This is a genomic window from Vulcanococcus sp. DEBay_Sum29NL08_54 (assembly GCF_017859255.1).
Lineage (GTDB): Bacteria > Cyanobacteriota > Cyanobacteriia > PCC-6307 > Cyanobiaceae > Vulcanococcus.
In genome coordinates, this window is the sequence record NZ_JAFMNJ010000004.1 from 13,663 (window position 1) to 34,878 (window position 21,216).

General features: G+C 64.0%; 26 protein-coding genes and 1 tRNA gene. 16 read left to right on the top strand and 11 right to left on the bottom strand.

Annotation, left to right across the window (positions count from 1 at the left end; translation table 11 throughout):
- Both QZ186_RS02240 and QZ186_RS02245 read right to left on the bottom strand, forming a co-directional pair.
- On the bottom strand, window positions 1–639 hold the full coding sequence (locus tag QZ186_RS02240) for a DUF2231 domain-containing protein (RefSeq protein WP_010315899.1): 639 nt from the start codon (window positions 637–639) through the stop codon (window positions 1–3).
- On the bottom strand, window positions 639–1,136 hold the full coding sequence (locus QZ186_RS02245; RefSeq protein ID WP_247477493.1) for a DUF2231 domain-containing protein: 498 nt from the start codon (window positions 1,134–1,136) through the stop codon (window positions 639–641). Before QZ186_RS02245 ends, QZ186_RS02240 begins: the two co-directional genes overlap by 1 nt.
- 116 nt (window positions 1,137–1,252) lie before the next feature.
- Between QZ186_RS02245 and QZ186_RS02250 the strand changes: the two genes are divergently transcribed.
- Genes QZ186_RS02250 through QZ186_RS02260 form a run of 3 tightly spaced genes read left to right on the top strand, consistent with a single transcriptional unit; the run spans window position 1,253 to window position 4,514 of the window.
- Window positions 1,253–1,861, top strand: a complete 609-nt coding sequence (locus QZ186_RS02250; protein ID WP_296415589.1) for a succinate dehydrogenase — start codon at window positions 1,253–1,255, stop codon at window positions 1,859–1,861.
- Between the two features lie 5 nt (window positions 1,862–1,866).
- Entirely contained in the window at window positions 1,867–3,780 is a 1,914-nt protein-coding gene (locus QZ186_RS02255) for a fumarate reductase/succinate dehydrogenase flavoprotein subunit (RefSeq protein ID WP_296415680.1), read from the top strand.
- Window positions 3,777–4,514, top strand: coding sequence for a succinate dehydrogenase/fumarate reductase iron-sulfur subunit (locus tag QZ186_RS02260; RefSeq protein ID WP_296415590.1), 738 nt, complete (start codon window positions 3,777–3,779; stop codon window positions 4,512–4,514). Before QZ186_RS02255 ends, QZ186_RS02260 begins: the two co-directional genes overlap by 4 nt.
- A gap of 10 nt (window positions 4,515–4,524) precedes the next feature.
- Here QZ186_RS02260 and QZ186_RS02265 read toward each other — a convergent pair.
- A tRNA-Leu gene (locus QZ186_RS02265) sits at window positions 4,525–4,608 on the bottom strand.
- A 43-nt stretch (window positions 4,609–4,651) separates the two neighbouring features.
- Between QZ186_RS02265 and QZ186_RS02270 the strand changes: the two genes are divergently transcribed.
- The 5 genes from QZ186_RS02270 to QZ186_RS02290 all read left to right on the top strand — a co-directional run bounded on the left by QZ186_RS02270 (window position 4,652) and on the right by QZ186_RS02290 (window position 6,746).
- Window positions 4,652–4,903 carry an NAD(P)H-quinone oxidoreductase subunit L gene (locus tag QZ186_RS02270; RefSeq protein ID WP_296415593.1) on the top strand — a complete coding sequence of 84 codons (252 nt, stop codon included), beginning with the start codon at window positions 4,652–4,654 and terminating at the stop codon, window positions 4,901–4,903.
- Between the two features lie 11 nt (window positions 4,904–4,914).
- A complete protein-coding gene (locus tag QZ186_RS02275) occupies window positions 4,915–5,241 on the top strand; it encodes a DUF3007 family protein (RefSeq protein WP_029626195.1) in 327 nt (108 codons plus the stop codon).
- Between the two features lie 33 nt (window positions 5,242–5,274).
- Entirely contained in the window at window positions 5,275–6,087 is an 813-nt protein-coding gene (gene trpA / locus QZ186_RS02280; protein WP_296415596.1) for a tryptophan synthase subunit alpha, read from the top strand.
- 64 nt (window positions 6,088–6,151) lie between these two features.
- Window positions 6,152–6,454 carry a hypothetical protein gene (locus tag QZ186_RS02285; protein WP_296415598.1) on the top strand — a complete coding sequence of 101 codons (303 nt, stop codon included), beginning with the start codon at window positions 6,152–6,154 and terminating at the stop codon, window positions 6,452–6,454.
- A gap of 25 nt (window positions 6,455–6,479) precedes the next feature.
- On the top strand, window positions 6,480–6,746 hold the full coding sequence (locus QZ186_RS02290) for a YciI family protein (protein ID WP_010315887.1): 267 nt from the start codon (window positions 6,480–6,482) through the stop codon (window positions 6,744–6,746).
- A gap of 1 nt (window position 6,747) precedes the next feature.
- Here QZ186_RS02290 and QZ186_RS02295 read toward each other — a convergent pair whose 3' ends face one another.
- On the bottom strand, window positions 6,748–7,083 hold the full coding sequence (locus tag QZ186_RS02295) for a c-type cytochrome (RefSeq protein ID WP_296415601.1): 336 nt from the start codon (window positions 7,081–7,083) through the stop codon (window positions 6,748–6,750).
- A 98-nt stretch (window positions 7,084–7,181) separates the two neighbouring features.
- Between QZ186_RS02295 and QZ186_RS02300 the strand changes: the two genes are divergently transcribed.
- Window positions 7,182–8,360, top strand: coding sequence for a DNA repair exonuclease (locus QZ186_RS02300; protein ID WP_010315882.1), 1,179 nt, complete (start codon window positions 7,182–7,184; stop codon window positions 8,358–8,360).
- 3 nt (window positions 8,361–8,363) lie between these two features.
- Window positions 8,364–11,051 carry a hypothetical protein gene (locus QZ186_RS02305; protein ID WP_296415604.1) on the top strand — a complete coding sequence of 896 codons (2,688 nt, stop codon included), beginning with the start codon at window positions 8,364–8,366 and terminating at the stop codon, window positions 11,049–11,051.
- Between the two features lie 9 nt (window positions 11,052–11,060).
- On the opposite strand, the gene QZ186_RS02310 is transcribed toward QZ186_RS02305, so the two are convergent.
- Window positions 11,061–11,426 (bottom strand): AbrB family transcriptional regulator, encoded by a 366-nt coding sequence (locus QZ186_RS02310; RefSeq protein WP_010315879.1) that lies wholly within the window; start codon window positions 11,424–11,426, stop codon window positions 11,061–11,063.
- A 120-nt stretch (window positions 11,427–11,546) separates the two neighbouring features.
- Here QZ186_RS02310 and QZ186_RS02315 point away from each other — a divergent pair, with 120 nt between their 5' ends.
- Window positions 11,547–12,020 carry a GNAT family N-acetyltransferase gene (locus QZ186_RS02315; protein ID WP_296415606.1) on the top strand — a complete coding sequence of 158 codons (474 nt, stop codon included), beginning with the start codon at window positions 11,547–11,549 and terminating at the stop codon, window positions 12,018–12,020.
- Window positions 12,020–12,553: a Nif11 domain/cupin domain-containing protein gene (locus tag QZ186_RS02320; protein ID WP_247477467.1), complete on the top strand. Its 534-nt coding sequence runs from the start codon at window positions 12,020–12,022 to the stop codon at window positions 12,551–12,553. Before QZ186_RS02315 ends, QZ186_RS02320 begins: the two co-directional genes overlap by 1 nt.
- Here the strand turns inward: QZ186_RS02320 and QZ186_RS02325 are convergent.
- Genes QZ186_RS02325 through QZ186_RS02345 form a run of 5 tightly spaced genes read right to left on the bottom strand, consistent with a single transcriptional unit; the run spans window position 12,489 to window position 14,941 of the window.
- Window positions 12,489–12,977 (bottom strand): phosphate-starvation-inducible PsiE family protein, encoded by a 489-nt coding sequence (locus QZ186_RS02325; protein ID WP_010315872.1) that lies wholly within the window; start codon window positions 12,975–12,977, stop codon window positions 12,489–12,491. The genes QZ186_RS02320 and QZ186_RS02325 overlap by 65 nt on opposite strands.
- Window positions 12,974–13,219: a hypothetical protein gene (locus QZ186_RS02330; RefSeq protein WP_010315870.1), complete on the bottom strand. Its 246-nt coding sequence runs from the start codon at window positions 13,217–13,219 to the stop codon at window positions 12,974–12,976. Before QZ186_RS02330 ends, QZ186_RS02325 begins: the two co-directional genes overlap by 4 nt.
- Window positions 13,220–13,266: 47 nt before the next feature.
- Window positions 13,267–13,596: a hypothetical protein gene (locus tag QZ186_RS02335; protein WP_247477465.1), complete on the bottom strand. Its 330-nt coding sequence runs from the start codon at window positions 13,594–13,596 to the stop codon at window positions 13,267–13,269.
- Window positions 13,596–13,961: a DUF1232 domain-containing protein gene (locus QZ186_RS02340; RefSeq protein ID WP_010315866.1), complete on the bottom strand. Its 366-nt coding sequence runs from the start codon at window positions 13,959–13,961 to the stop codon at window positions 13,596–13,598. Before QZ186_RS02340 ends, QZ186_RS02335 begins: the two co-directional genes overlap by 1 nt.
- A gap of 44 nt (window positions 13,962–14,005) precedes the next feature.
- Window positions 14,006–14,941 (bottom strand): sigma-70 family RNA polymerase sigma factor, encoded by a 936-nt coding sequence (locus QZ186_RS02345; protein WP_010315864.1) that lies wholly within the window; start codon window positions 14,939–14,941, stop codon window positions 14,006–14,008.
- Window positions 14,942–15,135: 194 nt separating this feature from the next.
- Between QZ186_RS02345 and QZ186_RS02350 the strand changes: the two genes are divergently transcribed.
- Genes QZ186_RS02350 through QZ186_RS02365 form a run of 4 tightly spaced genes read left to right on the top strand, consistent with a single transcriptional unit; the run spans window position 15,136 to window position 20,513 of the window.
- Window positions 15,136–15,633, top strand: a complete 498-nt coding sequence (locus QZ186_RS02350; RefSeq protein WP_010315862.1) for a DUF2214 family protein — start codon at window positions 15,136–15,138, stop codon at window positions 15,631–15,633.
- Window positions 15,634–15,641: 8 nt separating this feature from the next.
- Complete coding sequence (locus QZ186_RS02355; protein WP_296415612.1) at window positions 15,642–16,295, top strand: peptidase; 654 nt, start codon at window positions 15,642–15,644, stop codon at window positions 16,293–16,295.
- The gene (locus tag QZ186_RS02360; RefSeq protein ID WP_296415614.1) at window positions 16,292–19,435 is read left to right on the top strand and encodes an efflux RND transporter permease subunit; all 3,144 of its coding nucleotides are present in this window, start codon (window positions 16,292–16,294) and stop codon (window positions 19,433–19,435) included. Before QZ186_RS02355 ends, QZ186_RS02360 begins: the two co-directional genes overlap by 4 nt.
- The gene (locus tag QZ186_RS02365) at window positions 19,428–20,513 is read left to right on the top strand and encodes an efflux RND transporter periplasmic adaptor subunit (RefSeq protein WP_296415616.1); all 1,086 of its coding nucleotides are present in this window, start codon (window positions 19,428–19,430) and stop codon (window positions 20,511–20,513) included. The genes QZ186_RS02360 and QZ186_RS02365 overlap by 8 nt, the downstream gene beginning before the upstream one ends.
- Here QZ186_RS02365 and hisIE read toward each other — a convergent pair.
- Window positions 20,510–21,205: a bifunctional phosphoribosyl-AMP cyclohydrolase/phosphoribosyl-ATP diphosphatase HisIE gene (hisIE, locus tag QZ186_RS02370; RefSeq protein WP_296415618.1), complete on the bottom strand. Its 696-nt coding sequence runs from the start codon at window positions 21,203–21,205 to the stop codon at window positions 20,510–20,512. The genes QZ186_RS02365 and hisIE overlap by 4 nt on opposite strands.
- Window positions 21,206–21,216 lie beyond the last annotated feature (11 nt).

Below are 21,216 nucleotides of genomic sequence, written 5' to 3' on the forward strand. Positions count from 1 at the left end.
TCAGGGCAGGGCGGTGTGAAGGTCAGCGCCGGCCTGCAGCAACTGGTCAGCCGCGATGTGCACACCGAATTCAGCTGCCAACTGGGCGCCGAGGGTCCCGTGCAAACCCAGCAGCGCAAACATGCCGAGGCCGACTAGCAGGTAGAGCCACTGCACCTGGCGCCCCATGTCGCGCCGCCAGAGATAGCGCTGGAAACCACGCCAAACGGTCATGGCCGTAATCACCGTGAGCAGCAGCACGCCGCCCACGCCATGCCAGAGCATCGTGGTCATGCTGCCGAGCCCAAAGGTGCTCACAACACCCGGCAGCGGGACGGCGGTGAGCATTTCGTAGAAGCCACTGGCGACGGTGAAAAAAGTCACCAGGCAGCAGGCCAGCAGGTTGTACCAACCGACGTCGTGAAAGCCCCCGCGGGTAATCGGAAGGGCCAAAAAGCGAAAGACCCGTTTTTCCAGGGGGTACAGAGCACCCACCACATCAAAGGCAATCGCAATCACAAACAAACCGATGGTGAGGTGCACCAAATTCGGATGAATGGGCAGGGCATAGGGCAAGCCATTCGGCCCTAACTCCCCCGCGATTTGATCAATGGGAGTGGCCTCTGGGCTGTAGGCCAAGGCCATCGCCTGAACGAGCATCAGATCAGCCCCTCCCGCGTGGCCGCCACCACCTTCACGGTGTGCAGGCCATAGGTCCAGATCAGCTTGTCGCCCAGGACCACCTGGACCATGATCAAGGCACTGACCAAGGCCCCAGCGCCGAGAAAGGAGAGGGGCAGCGCCTCAGGATCACGGCTGCGCAGCACATAGCGCCAGCCCGTCAACAGCGACAACACACCGGCCAGGGACCAGCCAATCGTGGTGTGAATATCAAGGATGTTGCGCGCTGCGCCATAGGGCGAGGCCAAACCGGCCTCCACCTGACCAAAAATGATCGCAACGAAGATCGCGCCCGTCGCGAATAACAAATTCCAGAAACTGGCTTCAAACAGCGCCGGGCGGCGCCAGATCACCCCGATCAGATCGAACACGAACCCGATCAGGGCCATGGCGATCACGAAATGCACCACGATTGGATGAATCGTGTCCATCCAAGGGAGGTTGTGATCGTTGAGCGGCGGCAGCAGCTCAAGCATGAAGAACGGGCCAGGGCTCAACAGTGATCAGCCTGGCCACGGCTTTTCAAACTGTCAGCCGATTTGTCATGAAGCGGAGGCGACCTGCCTAGCGTTCAAGGCAGCAACCGATGGCCATGGTCCGCCGCGTGCTCCTGGCAGGCTCCGGCCTGATGCTGATGGCGTTCCTTGTGCTTCATCTCATCGGCGTCGCCATTGCTCCTCTCGCGCCACTGCAGTTCGAGCACTACGCCAGCGCCCTGCATCACAGCTGGTGGCTGCCTGTCGTTGAGGGACTGCTGCTACTCGCGGCCGGCCTGCACGTCAGCCTCAGCCTGGGCAAAACTCTCAGCAACTGGAGAGCGGGAAACCATGCTCAGCTCCAGAGTCGACGTGGCGATCGTCTTGGCAGCTGGAGCGCCCGCTTGCAACCCCTCGGCGGTCTCACCCTGCTGCTCTTCATCGCTGTCCACCTCAAACAGCTACGACTACCGCGACCAGCCCCTGGCCTCGAGCTCCTGCACTTGAGCGCAAGCCTCCAGTCCCCCATCACCCTGACCCTCTACGGACTGGCCTGCCTTGCCCTCGGACTGCATGTCGTCCAGGGCGGTGAGTCGGCACAGCGCAGCTTGGGAGTCCTCAGTCCAGAGAACGCTGGGATCATCCGCAGCACGGCCCGCGCAGTGGGATTGATTCTTGGCCTGGGCTTCGCCGGTTCCGCCGGCTGGTTGGCCTTGCAGGGATGACGCCGATGAACGCCCTCAATCCTCGAATTCCCTCGGGTCCGGTTCGTGATGCCTGGACAAGAACCAAGGAAGAGCTGCCCCTGATCAGCCCGCTGCGCAAGCGAGAGCTGACGATCCTGGTTGTTGGAACGGGCTTAGCTGGATCCTCGGCCGCAGCGACCCTGGCGGAGCAGGGTTACCGCGTGAAGGTGATCACCTTTCACGACAGTCCCCGCCGTGCCCACTCGGTCGCTGCCCAGGGCGGGATCAACGCCGCCCGGCCGGTTGCCGTTGACGGCGACAGCATCAGCCGACTGTTCAGGGATACCGTCCGCGGCGGCGACTTCCGCGCCCGCGAAGCGGGCTGTCACCGCCTCGCTGAAATCAGCAGCGCGATCATTGATCAATGCGTGGCCCAGGGGGTGCCCTTTGCCCGCGAGTACGGCGGCACCTTGGCCACCCGCAACTTCGGCGGCTCCCTGGTGAGCCGCACTTTTTATGCCCGTGGGCAGACCGGTCAGCAGCTGCTCTACGGCGCCTACCAGGCCCTGATGCGCCAGGTGCAACTCGGGCGGGTGGAACTGCTACCCCGGCGGGATCTGCTTGAGCTGATTCGCGTCGACGGGGTCGCCCGAGGGGTGATCTGCCGCAATCTGCTCAGTGGAGCCCTGGAAACCCACACGGGCCATGCGGTGGTGCTCGCCACCGGTGGCTACAGCAACGTCTACTTCCTCTCCACCAATGCCCTGAAATCCAACGCCAGTGCGATCTGGCGGGCCCATGAACAGGGGGCCCTCTTTGCCAATCCCTGCTTCACACAGATCCACCCCACCTGCATCCCCAGCGGCGATCCCTACCAGAGCAAGCTCACGCTCATGAGCGAGAGCCTGCGCAACGATGGCCGCGTCTGGCTGCCGCAACGCCGCCAGGACAGCCGTGATCCAGAGACCATTCCTGAGACCGAGCGGGACTATTTCCTCGAGCGCCAATACCCCAGCTACGGGAACATGGTCCCGAGGGATGTGGCATCCCGCAGGGCACGGGAGCTCTGCAATGAAGGCCAAGGTGTGGGCCCAGCCGGTCGCTCGATCTACCTGGATCTTCGCGATGCCATCCGAGAGAGCGGCCGCGATGTCATCGAGAAGCGCTACGGCAACCTTCTGGAGATGTATGAGCGGATTAGCGGCGAAGACCCGTACGCCAAGCCGCTCAAGATCTACCCCGCACCGCACTACACGATGGGCGGGCTTTGGGTTGACTACCACCTGATGAGCTCCATTCCTGGGCTCTTCGTGCTCGGGGAAGCCAACTTCTCTGAACATGGGGCCAACCGCCTTGGCGCCAGCGCCCTGATGCAAGGCCTCGCAGACGGCTACTTCATCGCACCAGCCACCGTCACCGCATGGCTGGCGAGTCACAGCGGACCGCTGGTCACGCAAGACCATTCGGCCTGCCGGGAAGCCCTGGCGGCTGCCCAGACACGAATTGCCAGCCTGGTCGCCACGAAAGGTGACACCCCAGTCGATCAATTCCACCGTCAGTTGGGCCTGACGATGATCGAGCGCTGCGGCATCAGCCGTGATGCCGCTGGACTGAGCCAGGGACTCCAGGAGGTCCGTGAACTCGAGCAGGACTTCCGCGCGCGGGTTCGCATTCCAGGCGGCGCCGAGGGACCCAATCTCGAATTGGAAAAAGGGCTTCGGTTAAGCGACTTCTTTGGCTTAGCCCAGTTGATGCTCCGGGACGCCCTGGCCCGCGAAGAATCCTGTGGGGCCCACTTCCGCGAGGAGCACCAAACCCCAGAGGGTGAAGCCCAGAGAGATGACGAGCACTTCGCCCACATCGCCGCCTGGGAGTACCAAGACGGTGCCGACCCCTTACGTCACAGCGAACCTCTGCAGTTCACAGCCCTGCAACCCAGCACCCGCAGCTACCGATGACGCCCACCCTCTCTCTCACGCTGAGGATCTGGCGCCAGGAGCACCAGCAGACCAAGGGCACCTTCCAGACCTACACGCTCCAAGGCCTCAGCCCAGACCTTTCTTTGCTGGAGGTGCTGGATCAGTTGAACGATCAGCTCATTCGCAGCGATGAGCGCCCGATCTACTTCGAGCACGACTGCAGGGAAGGGATCTGCGGCAGTTGCGGATTCCTCGTCAATGGCCAGGCCCATGGCTCCCAGCGGGCGACGACTGTTTGCCAGCTCTACGTCAGGGAGTTCCAGGACGGAGAAACCGTGACCTTGGAACCCTGGCGCGCTGCGGCCTTCCCTCTCCTTCAAGATCTGGCGGTTGAACGCTCAGCCCTGGACCGGATCATTGCCGCCGGCGGCTACTGCTCGATCAACACCGGGCAGGCACCCGATGGGAACGCGATGTTGATCGGACAGGAGCAGGCTCTGTCCGCCTTTGAAACAGCCACCTGTATCGGCTGTGGCGCCTGCGTTGCCAGTTGCCGCAATGCCTCGGCGAGCCTCTTCACCGCCGCCAAGTTGGCTCACCTCGGCCAGCTCCCCCAGGGACAACCCGAACGGCGCTCACGGGCGCGTTCGATGCAGGCCGCGATGGAGCAGGAAGGATTCGGGAGTTGCAGCAGCAATCTCGAATGCGAAGCCGTCTGCCCGAAAGAGATTTCAGCGGACTGGATCAGCTGGATGAACGGCGAAGCTCGCTAAGAGCAGTCAGTGGGACCAGAGGGACTTGAACCCTCACAACGTTGCCGTCTGCGGATTTTAAGTCCGCTGCGTCTACCAATTCCGCCATGGTCCCGGCGCAGACCATCTTAGATTTGCCGGGACGTTGCACCATCGCCGTGCCGCTGCCCGGGTTCCTCAGTTCCCTCACCAATGAGACCCTGCTGGTGCTGGCCGCCTACGGGGCACTGGCCGGTGCCTACCTGGTGGCAGTCCCCCTGGCTCTGATGGCTTGGATGACCAAGCGCTGGACCGTGATGGGCAAGATCGAGCGCACGGCGGTCTATGGACTGGTCTTCCTGTTCTTCCCCGGACTGATCGTCTTCGCCCCCTTCGTGAATCTGCGTCTGCAGGGCCAGGGCAACACTTAATGGGATCCGGCATCACACGCGGCAAGGCGCTTCTGGCCGGCCTGGCCATCTTTGGCATCGGCGGTATCGGTTACTGGGGCTTCCAAGCCGCTGGCTTTGAAGGGTTTAGTGCGGGCATTGCCGCCCAGGCCCTCCTGGTGGTCATCGTCCTGGTCTGGACGGGCTCTTACTTGTTCCGGGTCGTGACCGGAAACATGACCTACATGGAGCAGCGCCGCCGCTACCGCTCGGGTTACGACGCTGCCACCGACGAAGAGCTGCAGAAGCGTTTTGACGCCCTCAGCCCCGAAGAGCAAGAGAAGCTCATGCGGGAACTCGCCCAGGACAGCGAAGGCTGAGGCCATAGGCTCAGCTGCAGATCTCACGCTGCCGTGACCACCAGCACCCCGATCCAGCAGCGTTTTCAGAAGCTCAAGACCGAGGGCCGCTGCGCCTTGATGCCATTCCTGATGGCCGGCGATCCGGATCTGGAGCACACCCGCTCCACCCTCCTGGCCCTGGAGGCCGGCGGGGCCGACATGATCGAACTGGGGATTCCCTACAGCGATCCCCTGGCCGATGGTCCGGTGATCCAAGCCGCGGCCAGCCGAGCACTGGGCAGCGGGACCACCCCTGGTCGGGTGCTGGAGATGCTCCGCAGCCTCAAGGGCGAGCTCACCATCCCGGTGATCCTCTTCACCTACAGCAACCCCTTGCTGAACCGCGGCATGGAGACCTTCTGCCGCGATGCCGCAGCGGCGGGTGCCGCCGGCCTGGTGGTGCCTGATCTCCCCCTGGAAGAAGCAGAAAAGCTGTCGGCCATTGCCGAAGCGGCAGGGCTGGATCTCGTGCTGCTGGTGGCGCCCACCACCCCGAGCGATCGCATGGCCCGCATCGCCCAGGCCAGCCGCGGCTTCACCTACCTGGTGAGCGTCACCGGGGTCACCGGGGTCCGCACCACCCTGGAAAACCGGGTCGCCACCCTGGTGCATCAACTCAAAGGAATGGGGCCAACCCCAGTCGCCGTTGGCTTTGGCATCTCCGGCCCCGAGCAGGCGCGCCAAGTTCGTGATTGGGGCGCCGATGGCGCCATCGTCGGCAGCGCCCTGGTCAAGGTCATGGCTGAAAGCCACAGCCAGCAGGGGGACATTGCTGCTGCTGCGGGTCAGTTCTGCGGCCAACTGCGCCAGGCCCTCGACAACTAAGCGGCCAGCCCTCGATCCGCACGGCAGAATCAGCGCAGTTCGCCCCTGCGAGGGACCGTTTTCAATGGCGCTGCGCAACCGCCTCTCCCGTGGACTCCTTGGCGCCGCGCTGCTGGTCGCCCCCAGCGCCGCCCAGGCCGGCTGGAGTGAGTACACCTCCAACATCTCTGAGGTGGATGCCTGCAATCAGGCCCAGTACCTGATGCCCGAACAGGCCGTTCCTCAGCAATACGTGCTCAAAGTCAAGGACGGCAACTTCCGTTGCAAGGTGCGCTGGAGCGACAAAGCCGGCGCCGAACCCAGCAACCTGCCGGTGCTGCTGCCCGCCAAAATTCGCCAGCCGATCTTCGCCGGTGGCTGGCTGTAACTTGCTCGCACACGCCTGCTGATCCGTGCGCTTTGTTCTCTGGGGGACCTACTGCGAGAACGCGCTGGAGAAGCGCACCCCTTACCGCGAGGAGCATCTCGCGGGGCTGCAGCGCCAAAAGGATGACGGCGTATTGATCACCCTGGGACCCACGGAAACCAGCAGCCACGTCTTCGGGATCTACGAGGCCGAGTCCAAGCAGCAGGTGGTGGATCTGCTCCACAACGATGTGTATTGGCGCCAGGGAATCTGGACCGCCCTCGAGGTCTACCCCTGGATCCAGGCCTTCTAGATCAGGCCTTCGGCCAGCCCGCCTGGCTCTGCTGCCAGACCCACTCGGCCACCTGCTGAACGCCGTCCTCACCCAGAGCCTCCGCGTAGCCGCTCATCTGCCCCTGGCCCTGGGCAGCGATCGCCGCAATGGCCTCCTGGGAGGCAATGCCCTGGCGCTCTAGGGCCGCCAGCTTCAAGGTTTTGCCGCGGCGAATGATGTTGCCGCCATTGAGGTGACAGCCCGCGCAGTGGAGCTCAAACAATTGGGCACCATCGGCCCAGGCAGGTTGGGCCACGCTCAAACCCAGCAGCAACACCAGAGCCAGCAACAGCCGGCGCAGCAACGCAAGGGACATCAGGTCAAGGGCAAGGGGGGCGCAGCGCGCCAAGCGTCAGTCTGACCGGCCCACTCCCGGTGTGTCCGCGCTCAAATAGCCCCACACCCACGCACCCCATGCTGTCCTTTCTGCACAGCGCCGACTGGCAGATCGGCAAGCCCTACGCCCGGGTCCAGGACCCCGACAAGCGGGCCAAGTTGCGGCAGGTGCGCATCGCCGCCATCGATCAAATCGGTCAATGCGCCAAGGAGCAGGCGGCCGCCTTCCTCCTGGTCGCCGGTGATCTCTTTGACTCACCAACCCCCAGCAGCAGTGACATCAGTGCGGTCTGCCAGGCCCTCGGCCGCCTGAGCTGCCCGGTGCTGGTGATTCCTGGCAACCATGACCACGGTGCCCCAGGCAGTGTCTGGCACCAACGTTTTTTCCAGGAGGAGTGCCAGCGCCGGGCCCCCAACCTCCAGGTGCTCCTGAGCCGCGAACCGCTCGTGCTGGAGCAGGCGATCGTGCTGCCCTGCCCGCTGTTGCGCCGCACGGACAGCCAGGACCCCACCGCTTGGGTGCGATCGATCGATTGGGCCTCACTGCCCAGCGACCGCCCTCGCCTCCTGCTTGCCCATGGCTCCATCCATGGTTTTGGCTCCGATGACTTGGATGCCGATGAGGAGAACCCCGCCAGCGCCCAGAACCAACTGCGCCTCGATGCAGGCCTACTGGAGCAGCTGGACTACGTCGCCCTGGGGGATTGGCATGGCCTCAAACAGGTCCATGCCAAGGCCTGGTACAGCGGGACCCCGGAGCCCGATCGCTTTCCCCGCCATGACGCCTACCGCGATGGAGTCGTCCTGGCGGTGCGCGCTGAGCGGGGGAGTCTTCCCGAGGTGACCCCTCTGGCGACTGCGATGCTGCAATGGCACGCCACGGCGGTGCGGCTGAGCAGCGACGCGGAGCTGGAGCGCTTTGAAGCGCAGCTCCAGACGCTCCTGGGCGACGAGCCAGGACAACATCTCCTGCTGCTGGAGGAGAGCGGCAGCCTGAGCCTCGAGGGTCATCGCCGCTACGACGCGCTGATCGAGCGCTTGGAGGCCCAACTGCTGCGGCTCAAGCGCCGCGGGCGCTGCGCCCAGGCTCCCGATCCAAGCGAGCTCAAGGCCCTCAGCCAGCGCCCCAGTGACCCCTTGATTGCCAACGTCGCCCATCGCCTCCAGAGCGAACTGGCGGACAGCGCGCTGCTGGAGGAGCGGCGCGAACTGCTGCAGCTGGCCCTGGCCGAACTGCACCGCTGCGCGGGGGAGTAAGCCATGCACCTGCTCTCCTGCCGCCTGCAACGGGTTCGTCAACACCTCGATCTAGAGCTCAGCTTTGGCCGCCAACTGACCCTGGTGGGAGGGGTCAACGAATCGGGCAAAAGCACCCTGGTGGAGGCACTCCACAAAACCCTCTTCCTGCGCTCCACCGCCACCGGGCGCGGTGTGGAGGAGCTGCGCTCACGCACCCATGGCGGCCTGCCGGAGGTCGAGCTCTGTTTTGCCGCCCAGGGAGAACGCTGGACGCTGCGCAAACGCTTCGCTGGTGCCGGGGGAACCTGTCAGCTGAGCAACCAGAAAGGGCAGGCCCTCAGTGGTCCAGCAGCGGAAGACGAGCTGGCGCGGCTGCTGGGCCTGGAGGGTCCCGTCGAAGGCAGGCGGATCGCGCAGCTGCCCGAGCGCTGGGCCCACCTCTGGGTGCGGCAGGGGGACGCAGGCTTCAACCCCCTGGAGGGGAAGCCGGAGAGCTACGACTACGAGCGACTGCTCCAGCAGCTGCAATCCAAGACCGATCTCGGAACGCTGCAGTCCCCCCTGGATCGCCAGGTGGTCGAGCAACTCCAGCAGCGCCTGGGACAGGTGTTCACTCCGACGGGGCGCGTGAAGGCCGGATCAGCCCTCGCCCAAGTGCTGCAACGGGAACAGGAGTGCCTGGAGGAGCTGAACGGGGCCAAACAACAACTGCTCGAGCTCGAACAAGCCATGGAGCGCCTGGGCGCCATCGCCGAGAGGCTCCACTGCATTGACCAGGACCTGCGGCCCGCCTTACTGAGAGAGCGGGAACTGGAGCAGCAACAGCAGTTGCTGCAGGCGGAACTTGAACCGGTGCTGCTGCAACGCCAGACCCTTGAGCAACAGCAGAAACAACAGCAGGAACTCAAGCGAACCCAGCAGGAGCAGCAGCAAGAGCAACTCCGGCTGCAAGAGCAGCTGAAGCAGGCACTTGAACAGGACGCCCTCAAAACAGAGCAGCAGCAGAAGCAGGAGCAGCAGATCGCAGCCGCTCAGCAACAGCTGCAAACCCTGCGGACCCAGCAAGAGGGAGTGCGTCAGCGGCTCGACCTCCTGCAACTGCGGCGGGAGCGCCAACAGCTTGAAGCCCACCAGCAGGAGATGAACCGCCTGCAGTCAGAAGCGAACCGGCTCAAGCAAACCCTGTCCCAACTGCCGCCGATCGACGCCGAACAGGTGCGCGGACTGCGGCGCGCCGAGCAGGCCCTCGCCCAGGCCCAGGCGCGGCTGGAGGCCATGGCCACCAGCATCGAAGTGCTCCAAAGCGATCAGGCCATCACGCTCGCCGATGAAGCGATCCAGGCCGGAGAGAAGCGCCAGCTCAACAGCATCACTGAACTCCAGGTTGGAGCTGGCGTCCGGCTACGGGTGAGTCCCGGCGGCGGCGACGCGCTGCCCCAGGCCCAGGCTCAGCTGGAGCGCTGCCGCCAAGACTGCGAACGGTTAACCCAGCAGCTCGGGGCCGTCAACAGCGAAGCCGCGGAGGCGATTGAGCAACAACGGCGCAGCCTGGAGCGGGATCTCAGCGACCTGCGCACCGCAGCCAAGGCCATCCCCTGGTCCGGGTTGAGCGAACGTCTCAGTGCCTTGCTCCCGCGCCAGCAGGACCTGGAGCAAGCCATCAGTCTCGATCGCCAGGAGGGACTGCCCAGCGATCCAACGGCACTCGAAGAGCTGGACACGCAGCTACGCCAGACCATCCAGCAGCAGAGCAGCGCCCTCGATCAGCAGCTGCAACAGCATCAGCAACAGCGGCAACAGGAGCAAGCCCAGAGCCGCCAGCTGGAGCAATGCCGCAATCGGCTCGAGCAACTCGCCGGCTCCTTGGCGATGGTCGAGCAACGACTGCAACAAGAGTCAACCCCAGCGAGCGTCGAGCAGCTCCAACACCTGGAGCAAGACGTCAAGGAGCGGCGAGCGGTATTGGCGGCGATGGAGAGCGAACGAAAAACACTGCAGCAACAACGCCAGGGATCCGTTGGGGCCCTGCAACTGCTCGAGCAGCTCAACCAGGAGAAAGAGCTTCTCCTCAATGAGCGGGGGCAGAACGAACAGCGCTGCGCCAGCCTGGGAGCCCAAAACCCCAGTGCTCAACTGGAGCTAGCCCAGGCCCGCTGGGAGAACGTCCAGCAGGAACGCCAAACGCAAGAACGGGAGGCCAACGCTCTGCAACTGCTGCAGGAGCACTTCCATCAGGCCCAAGCTGAGCTGGCCAATCGCTACAGCGAACCGCTCTGTTCAGCCCTCAATCCCTACCTCGGGGCCCTCTTGCCGACAGGAGCGGAGAAGGCCCTGTTGGCCTTCAATCCCAAACATGGCTTCCAGCAACTGCAACTGCTGCAGGACAGCCAGGCCTATGACTTTGCGCGACTCAGTGGAGGCATGCGCGAACAATTCGCAGGGGCGCTGCGACTGGCCATGGCCGAAGTCCTGATGGGTGCCTATGACGGTGCCCTGCCCTTGGTCTTCGACGACGCCTTTACCAATACCGATCGGCAACGCCTCGATCCATTGCAAGCAATGTTGCAGCGGGGGATGGAGCAGGGGATTCAAATCATCCTGCTCAGCTGCCATCCCGAGGACTATCAAAACGTTCTGGGCTGGGCACAAAAAAGCCCCCTCCAATCGCTGGAGGGGGCCAATGGCGTGGAGGTCACGCTCAGCCGTTAGGGCTGTCGATCACTCTTCGTCTTCGTCGCTGCCGCCGGCGGGAATCAGACGGATCTGCTTACGGCCGAGCTTGATTTCGAACTCGTCACCGGGCTGAAGATCCAGCATGGCGGTGTAGGCCTTACCGATCAGCAGGTTGCCGTTGCCCTGAACGGTGGCGATGTAGCTGAGCTTGCGGCCACCCTTGCCGACCTTGCTGCTCACGCCCAGCTCAACGCCCTTGGCCTCGAGAAGCGCTTCGTAGAAAGCGGTGAAGTTCAGACGCTCGCCGCCGTCCTTCTTGGAGGAGACATAACCGCAAGCGCGGACGATATCGGACTTACTTACATCGCCAAGCTCTTTAACTTTGGCCAGAAGATCGGAACCGGTGAGCATTGAGGTAGAGGGCTTGAGCCAGATACTCGTGCAACATACAACACGGTTTAACTAGGCACCAGCTCCATGAAGATCAAACCAAGCCAGAATTCGGCAAGGAGTTGAGTATCAAAGGCCTCGATGCATCGAATCCGTGAATTACGCAGGGACGAGCACTCTGAGGCGATCACGATTTATCAGCAGGCCGTCCTGAGTTGCGACCCGAAGCTGTACACGCAGGCACAAAGAGAAGCCTGGGCCAGTCAAGGTCCGGCACTTGCACTTCAGCTCGAGCGCGGTCGCGCCCTGGCCAGCGAAGCAACGGATGGAGGCGTCCTCGCCTTTGCCCTGCGGGATCCAAGCCAACGCCTATCCCTGCTCTATTGCCATCCTGAACACCAACAGCGGGGCCATGGACGCGCCCTGATTGAGGCCATCGAGGCGGAAGCGTCTGAGGACAAGCTCGGCTCCCTCGTCACCGAAGCCAGCCTGATCTCCACCCCTCTACTGCTGAAGCTGGGCTGGCGGATCCGCTGGAGAGAAGAACTCCTGATCCGCGGGGTGCACTTCGAGCGGTTCAACCTCAGCAAAACGCTGAACCCGATACTGAGCTGATGGCCGAAGCCCAGCTCCAACAGTTCCTCCAGAAGATCCAACAGCTCAATGCCTTCGTGGCCTTGACTGAAGCCCAGCCCGAGCTTCGGCAAGCCCTCAGAGACTGCAGCAACCACCACGATGTGGTCCAACTGGCGGCCCAATTTGGCTTTGACATCGGCCGGCGCTGGGGGGACAGCAGCCCCCAGCCAGACAGGCCCGCTGATCAACCCAATCTGCTGCGGGGGGACTGCCCGGAGTCAGGCCAGGAACAAACCGACGTGCTCGCCAGTGGACAGAACTGGCGCCTCGAGCGAATTCATTCCTGCCAGGCCAGCAGCCCAGCCGAGGGCTGGTACGACCAAGAGGAGAGCGAATGGGTTCTGGTGCTGCGCGGAAGTGCGTCGCTGCACTTTGAAGACGAAGAGCAGCCGCGGGACCTCTGCGTCGGCGATGCGCTGATGATTGCGCCGCATCGCCGCCATCGGGTTACGGCAACCGACCCGAATCCTGGGACGGTCTGGCTAGCTCTGTTCTGGTCGGTGGGCGCTTGAGGTTGGATTGCCGCACCAGCCAATAGGCGGCAGCGAGGGAGAGGATCGCCACCCCCAAGCCAATCAGAACCGCAGGGTCCTTCTGCATCCCCGGGGGAGAAACGATCACCTTGCGGGACACTGCGGTCAGGGCCGTGACCAGCACTAATTCGATCTGAATCACGTGCTCCCGCAGGTAAGCGGTGAGGTTCTGCAGCACCTCCAGGGCAATCAGGATCACCAGCACCTGATCCAACAGGCTCACCAGGCCCTCACCGGTCCAATTGACCTGCAAATCCAGCAGGTCACTGCCCAAAAAGATCAGGAGCTGAAGGGTCGCGACCACCAACACCACGGTGAGGGTGACCGAGAGGACCTTGGCCAGAGCGCGTTCGAAACCCGAGATTCCTCGCAGGAACGCGCGATCACAAAACAGAGACTTCAATTGCGAAAGGGCGTGTACTGAGGCTTAGCCGGAGTATCCCCCGGAGGGTTCACCAACTTGGTGTCGCAGGTGATACTTCCGTCGGCCGCCGTCACGCAGTTCTTGGGTTCCACGGTGGTGGAGGGGCCCACATTGCTGCCGGGTCCCCAGAGGAAACTCTCCGCCTGGGCATGAACGGCCGAAGGCATTGCAGCACCCAGGGCCGCAACGGACGCCCAAGCCAGCCAACGCGCGCAGGTCATCTCAACGGTGCAACGTGCACCCACTGTGACGTGAGTGCAGGCCTCCGTCAGCCGTCTCCGACTTCCAGTCGGATTTCTTCCAGGAGCAGATCCAATTGCCCAAGGGAGTCCTCAACGGCTGGAGCGGCATCGGCGGAACCAACCCCGCCTTGGTCCTCGCTCTGCCAGACCGCCTCAATGGCACAGAGACGTTCAGCCAGGCCCACCAAACCGTCACGGCGGTAGGTGCGGTCCAACTCATCCAGCAGGACCGGCATCCGAATCGAGCTTGCCCGCAGGGCTCGCCGCAGGTCCGACTGGGTCCGGCCGCTGTGGCGGAGCCAATCCTTGATGAACGATTGCAGTTCGTCTAACTGCTCAGAGGTCAGAGCAGCCATCAGCGCGTCGGGGGAAACCAGCGATCCAGTTTGCGCTGCGCCCGCATCCGAATGGGTTCGCTCATGTGACTCGAGCAGAGACCGAGCAGGGCGGTCAAGGCCACCAGGTCATCGCTGAAGCCCGCCGCCGGGATGAAGTCCGGGATCAAATCAACCGGAACCAGCAGATAGGTCAGGGCCGCCAGCATCGTCAGGCGGACCTGTGGCGGGGTGCCGGAATCCAACAACAACTCGAGGCATTCGATGGCAGGCCGGGCGATCGCGCGACCCGCACGACGCAGGAGGCGTCGCAGCGCGCCCTCATCGACCTCGGTGCTGCCCAGCACTTGGGCATCAATGGGTTGAGCAGCAGGATCGACAGCCATGGGCTGGTGTCACCTCAAGCGGTGACACCATTCTGAGGGCCGACCTACTGAACGACAGAACTGACGTCGACCAATCCGCTCTGGATCCCCACTTTGCGCAGCTTCCGCAGGGCCCGCTGGACCACCTGACGGCAGTACTCCCGACTGCAGCCCAGGAGACGGGCCACCTCAGCGAGGGTGCGCCACTCATGGCTGCCATCGAGACCAAAGCGCAGCATCACGACGGTGCGCTCTTTCGGCGTGAGATTGGACTGATCCAGGAGCTTCCAAACCGCGGCGTTGCGCTCCGCCAGTTCACAGCGCTCCATGGGAGGCAGATCCTCACTGGGAAGCACATCCACCAGTTCCGTGGGATCGGATTTGGATTTGACGATGCCCTGCAGGCTGACGGTGACGCTGCGGAGCTCACAACCGAGCAAATCCTCAATTTCATCGAGCGGCAAACCCAACGCTGTGGCCAGCTGTTGTGAATTAGGCGCCATGCCATTGCGCTGCATCAAACGCGCCTTTGCAGCCCGCAAACGTGTCAGTTTTTCGTTGACATTGACAGGAATACGAATCGTGCGACTTTGGGTCGAGAGCGCACGGTTGAGTCCCTGGCGAATCCACCAGTAGGCATAAGTACTGAAGCGGTGGCCGCGGGTGGGGTCGTACTTCTCAACGGCTCGGGTCAGACCCAGGGTCCCCTCTTGGATCAGGTCCAACAGGTCAAGTCCCTTGCCCTGGTAGCGCTTTGCCAGGTTGACCACCAAGCGCAGGTTGGCCGTGATCATCTGATCTTTAGCCCGCTCGCCCACACGCATCGTGCGCTTCTCGATGTCGTTGTAGCTGCAGGCTTCACCAACACCACCAGCCATAGCGCAGCGCTCGTGCAGCTGCACCATGGCTTGTACCTTGCGGCCAAGCATCAGCTCTTGCTCTGGCGTCAACAACTGGTGACGACCAATTTCACCCAAGAAAGCACTCAGCGAGCTGGCCATGTTTGCGCGTTCTGCTGATTTGAACCTAAGGGGTTTTTGACTCAAAAAAGAAAGCCACTAAAAAGCTTCCAACTTTCAAAATTGCTTCCCAAATTCAGACTTATTTCCCAATTGCAGATTGGCTTCCAAAGCCTGAACAAAACCAGCTCAGTCGCTCGCTCGCTACGGTCTGAGGCCCCATCCAGTCCAAGGCCATGCCCGCCCCGGCTCTGATCGCCGACATCGCACCGACCGTTCTCACCCGAGCGGGCGTGGCCTACGTCCACTACCTGAGCTTCATGCTCTGCTTCGGCGCCCTCGTGCTGGAGCGTCGCCTGATCCAGCCCAACCCCAACCGCAAGGACGCCACCTTGATGGTGATCACCGATGTGGTCTACGGAATGGCGGCCCTCGCCCTCCTGGTGAGCGGGATCCTGCGGGTGATGTACTTCGGACAGGGCTCAGAGTTCTATACGGAGAACCCTCTGTTCTGGTGGAAGGTCGGCCTCTACCTCTCCGTGGGTGGTCTCTCCCTCTACCCCACGATCACCTACATCACCTGGGCCATCCCCCTGCGCAAAGGGGAACTGCCCCAGGTCAGCGAAGGCCTGGCCAAGCGGCTGGCCTGGATCCTCAACATTGAACTGGTGGGTTTTGCCCTGATTCCGTTCCTGGCCACCTTGATGGCCCGGGGCGTCGGCCTGCCTGGTTAGCCCCAGCGATGGAGCTACCGCCTCCAGCCTGCCCCCTGGCCTCTGAGGTGCGCCCCTGGTCCGGCCAGGGGCCGCTCTTGATCGAGCCGGTCCAGACCACCGCCAGCAGCGCTGGCTACAGCAGTCGTCTCAAGACCACACCCGCAGGCTGGCCCCATCGCAAGCAGTGGTGCGTCTGGGTGGAGCCCGTAACCGCCCTGGGGCCTGGGGCGATTTGGCAGCAGCGCTGGCATCAGGCGGTGCAGGCTGCCCTGCGCACCTGGCAAGACCAGCTGCCGATTCACCTGGTCACCGAGCCGCTGCGGGCCCACGTTCTGGTGGAGCGGCGTCGGCCTCCCCTGCTGAATAACCGCGCCAGCAATGGACGGGCCCTGCTTCAGTTGCGTGAGGTCCGCCGGGATCAGCGCTGGTCCCTCGAGCCGCTGGTGACGGTGCTGATCAGCCCCGGGCAAGCGCAAACGGCCATTCAGGCCACCAGCCTGCATGAATTGGGCCATGCCTTTGGTCTCTGGGGCCATAGCGACCACGCCGGCGATGCGCTGGCGGTCAAGGCCGGAGCGGTCCCGGTCCTGCAGCTGAGCCCCAGGGATCAAGCCACCCTGAAGTGGTTGCAAGAACAGCCCGGTTTGACCCAGGCTGATCAGCCCAGCACCCAGCCATGACTCCGCCCAGGCGGACCCTCTCAGACCTGTTCTTGAGACGGCCCGTATTCAGCTTGGTGCTGAGTCTGCTGCTGCTGCTCATGGGAGCCCTGAGCTTGAGCGGCCTGCAGGTCGAGAACCTGCCGAGCATTGCCCCCGGGCGGGTCAGTGTCCGCAGCTCCTACCCCGGCGGCAGCCCCGAGGTGGTGGAGCAGGGGGTGACCGCCTTAATCGAGCAGCAGCTCAACGGACTCGAGCGGCTCGAGAGCATCCGCTCCAGCAGCAGCAGCAGTGGCAGCAGCATCCGGCTGAACTTCCGCGGCGGCTCCCCCGAACTCAATCAGGTCAACACCCAAAACGAAATCGCCCAGGTGCTGCGGCGGCTGCCAGCCCAGGTCGCTCGCCTGGGCGTGCAGGTCAGGCGCAGCTCCGATGACCTCTTAATGGTCCTGAGCTTCAGCGCGGATCCGAAGCGCTACACCCCGCAGTTCCTCAATGGCTGGGTCAGCCAGGTGGTGCAGCAGCGGCTCCAGCGGGTCGAGGGGGTTGGCGATGTGCGTCTGTTTGGCGGGAGCCCGTTGGCCTTCCGGCTCTGGCTCAACCCCGCGGCACTGCTAGAGCGTCAACTGACGATCAACGATGTCGAGCGGGCCCTGCAGGCCCAGAACGTCCTAGCCGCACTGGGACAAACCGGCGAAGCGCCCATGCCCCCGGGGCAGGCCACCACCCTCCCGCTCGAGATGGAGGGCCGGCTGCGCAGCAGCGAAGAACTCGAACAACTGGTGGTCGGCGAGGGCCCCGAAGGCGGAGTCGTGCTGCTGAGGGACATCGGCCGCGTGGGTCTTGGCAGTGAGAGCTATGACGCCATCGCCACGAACCTCCAGGGCAGCAGCGCTGTGGCCATTGGCGTCTACCAGCGGGATGGCACCAATGCCCTGGCGGTCAGTGAGGCGGTGGAGCAGGCCTTAGCGGAGCTCCAGCCGGACATTCCCCCTGGCATTGATCTGCAGCTGATCGTCAACGAAGCCGAGACGATTCGCACCAGCATTGGTGAGACCGCCGGCAGCCTCCGGGATGCGGTACTGCTGGTGTTTCTTGCCCTGCTGCTGGGGCTTGGCAACAGCCGTCTAGCCCTGATCAGCGCCCTGGCGGTGCCGGTCTCTCTGTTGGGGTCGATCAGCCTGATCAAGCTGGCCGGCGGCTCCATCAACACCCTCAGCCTGTTTGGGATGGTGCTGGCCTCGGGCCTGGTGGTCGACGACGCCATCGTCGTCAGTGAGGACATCGGACGGCGGCTGGAAGCGGGGGCCTCCCCCTTGGCCGCCGCCCGCGAATCCATGGCGGAGCTCGGTGGGGCGGTGGTGGCGACCTCCCTGGTGCTGGTGGTGGTCTTCCTGCCGGTGATCGGGCTGGAGGGAAGCGTGGGCCGGCTCTACGCGCCCATCGCCATCAGCATCAGCGCCGCCATTGCGGTGTCGACGTTTAACGCCATCAGCTTCACGCCGGTGGCGGCCAGCCGCCTGCTCCACGCGGAACAACGCGAGCCCGCCTGGCTGCTGCGCTGGATTGATCCGCCCCGGCGCTGGCTGGAATCCTTGGAGGCCCCCTACGGCCGCTGGCTCGAGGGCTCCCTCAAGCTGCGGCGCCGCGTCATGGCCAGCGTCCTGGTGGGCCTACTGGTGACCGCCCTGGGCCTGAGCTGGAGACCGACGGCCTTCATTCCCCAGGAGGACAACGGCCAACTGCGGGGGGTCGTTGTGCTGCCGGAGGGGCTCTCCCTGCAGCGCACCGAGGCGGTGATGCAACAGGTCCAAGCGCTGGCGGAGGCGGACCCCGCGATTCGAACGGGCAACTTCTATGCCGGCCGTTCCTTTGGGGACAGCACCCCCAACAAGGGACTGCTCTTCCTGCGGCTTCAGCCGATCGGCGAGCGGGGGCCTGGACGCCCCAGCACCGAGGCGGTGGCCAAACGGCTCAACCGCCAACTGCGCAAAACGATCTCCGGGGCCACGGTGATCGTCAGCCAGCCCCCCAGCGTGCGCGGCTTCAGCAGCGAAGGGGGATTGGAGCTCGAGCTGCTGGACACCAGCAACGGGCAGTTCTCGCTGCAGCAATTTGCGGGCGAGGCCCAACGCCTGATCCAAGCGGCCAATGCCAGCGGATTGTTTGAGCGGGTCTCCACCCGCTTCAGCGCCGATTCGCCGCTCCTGCGGCTGGAGCCCGATCGCCTGCAGATGGCCTCCCTCGGCGTGGAACTGAGCCAACTGGTCAGCACCCTCCAGGCCAGCCTGGGCAGTAGCTATGTCAACGACAGCTTTGAGGGCGATCAGGTCCGCCGGGTGATTGTTCAGCTGGATGGAGAGGGCCGGCGCAACCTCGACGACGTCCTCGCCCTGCAGGTGCGCGCCAAATCAGGAACCCTGATCCCCGTTGGCCAGTTGGTGCGCGTGGAGGCCTCCAGTGGGGCCAGCACGATCAACCACAGCCGCCTGGTGCGCTCCATCAGCATTCGTGCCCTACCGGCCTCGGGGGTCAGCACCGGCCAAGCCATGGCTGAGCTCGAGCGGCTGCAGGGGCAACTGGGGGGACGGCGCACGGACCTGGCCTGGACCGGTCTGGCGGAGGAAGAGAAACGCTCCGGCGGCAGCACCGTCAGGGTCTTTTCCCTGGCGGTCTTGGTCATGGGGCTGGTGCTGGCCGGCCTCTACGAGAACCTGCTGGACCCGTTCATCATCTTGATCACCGTTCCCCTGGCCCTGCTTGGAGCGCTAGGCGGCCTGGTGCTGCGCGGTCTGCCCCTGGATGTCTACGGCCAGATGGGACTGCTGGTCCTGGTGGCCCTGGCCGCCAAAAACGGAATCTTGATCGTGGAATTTGCCAATCAACGGTTGCGGGAGGGGCTGAACCTGGACCAGGCCATCCGCGACTCCGCCCGCTCCAGGCTGCGGCCGATCCTGCTGACGGCCATCTCCTCCCTGGCGGGATTTCTGCCCCTGCTGCTGGCCAGCGGCAGTAGCGCCAGCAGCCGCATCAGCATCGGCACTGTGGTGTTCTTTGGCCTACTGGTGGCCACCGTTTTGAGCCTATTTGTCGTGCCCAGTAGCTACAGGTTGATCAAGGGCTGGGAGCTCGAGCTCAAAGCCCGGAGGAGCCATGGCTAAAGCACTCTGGCCAGGTCTGGCCGCCCTTGGACTACTCGCACTCTGCGGCTGCGGCAGCTCGACTGGGCGTCCGCCGCAGAAGGTCACGGCCGCTCCACTGGAGCGGGAGGTGTTCGTGCAAAGCATCGACACCGTCAGCACCCTGGAGGCCACCGATGAAATCGAGCTGGCGGCCCAGGCCGGCGGACGAATCCAACGGGTCCTGGTCCAATCCGGTCAGTCCGTTGAGGCCGGGCAACTGCTGCTGGTCCTCGATCAAACCCAGCTCAAGGCGGACGTCTCAGCCCTGCAGGCCCAAAGCAAGAGCGATCAACTGGCCTTTGAGCGACTGGCCGGCTTGGCCCAGGAAGGGGCGGCAACCGCCCTGCAGCGCGATGAATTCGAAGCCAAAGCGATCGGCTCGCGCCAAGCCCTGACGGCAAAGTTGGCGGACCTCTCCTACAAGGATGTACGGGCCCCCATCGCTGGGGTCATCAGTGATCTGAGCGTCAAAGCAGGGGATGTCCTCCAGGCCGGAAGCCCCTTTAGCCGGATCATCCGCAACGAAGCCCTGCAGGCCCGGATCGACGTGCCGGCCGGCCAGGCGAACCGGCTCGCCAGCGGGCAGCTGGTGCAACTGCTCGATGGTCAAGGGCAGCGCCCCGTCGCCAAGGGGAGGGTGACGATGATCGATCCCAACATCAACGCCAAAAGTCAGACCCTGCTGGCCAAGGCCAAGATCGAGAACTCCCAGGGCATGCTCCGCGACGGGCAGCGGCTGCGGACCCGTTTGATCATTGGCGCGGAGCGTCACCTGGCCATTCCGTTTGAGGCGGTCACGCGCCAATTCGGCCAGACCTTCGTCTTCGTCGTCGGCACCCCTGCCCAATGGAAAAAAGACCCGGGCAAAACGCCGTTGGCGACCATTGAGCGCCTACCGGCGGGCAGCAACGTGGCGCTCCAGCGCAGCGTCACCCTGGGCCCCCTGCAGGGGGATCGCTATCCGGTCCTCAAAGGCCTCTCGGCCACCGATCGGGTGATCCTGAGCAACGGCAGCGGGCTCCGCCATGGGAGCCCCGTTCGACTCAAACAGCCCTAGTCGCGGCGCGGAGCACCCCGGCGGGAGGCCAAGACCTCCTGCACCCGGCGCCAGCTCACGCCGTGATGGGCCAAAGCAACCTGCAGGTGAAAGACGATGTCGGCCGCCTCACCCGCCATCTCCTCAGGACTGTTGTCCTTGCAGGCCATCACGAACTCGGCGCTCTCCTCACCGATTTTTTTGAGGATCCGGTTATCGCCGCCCTCGAGCAACTTGTTGGTGTAGCTGCCGGGTTCCGGCTGGTCACGGCGCCCTTCGATCACCCGCATCAATTCCGTGCAGACATCGGCGGGCGGGGGAGCGGCGCCGGCACCACCAGCCGTCGGGCTCGGTCCATCGTCATAGAAGCAACTGCGCGCTCCGGTGTGGCAGGCCACATCGCCGCGCTGCTCAATCGTGAGCAGCAGCACGTCGGCATCGCAGTCGTAGCGCAGGCCGCGCAGGGCCTGGGTATGGCCACTGGTGGCACCTTTGTGCCAAAGCTCCTGGCGGGAGCGACTCCAGTAGTGCACTTCGCCCGTGGCCAAGGTGCGCTCAATCGCCTCGTGGTTCATCCAGGCGACCATCAGGACCGCCCCGTCGAGCCAGTCCTGAGCCACCGCCGGGATCAGGCCGGCCTCGTTAAAACGAAGGGAGCGAATGAAGGCCGGATCTGGGGCCTGAAATGATGCCTGCAAGGGCTGCCGATCCATCTACCCCGATC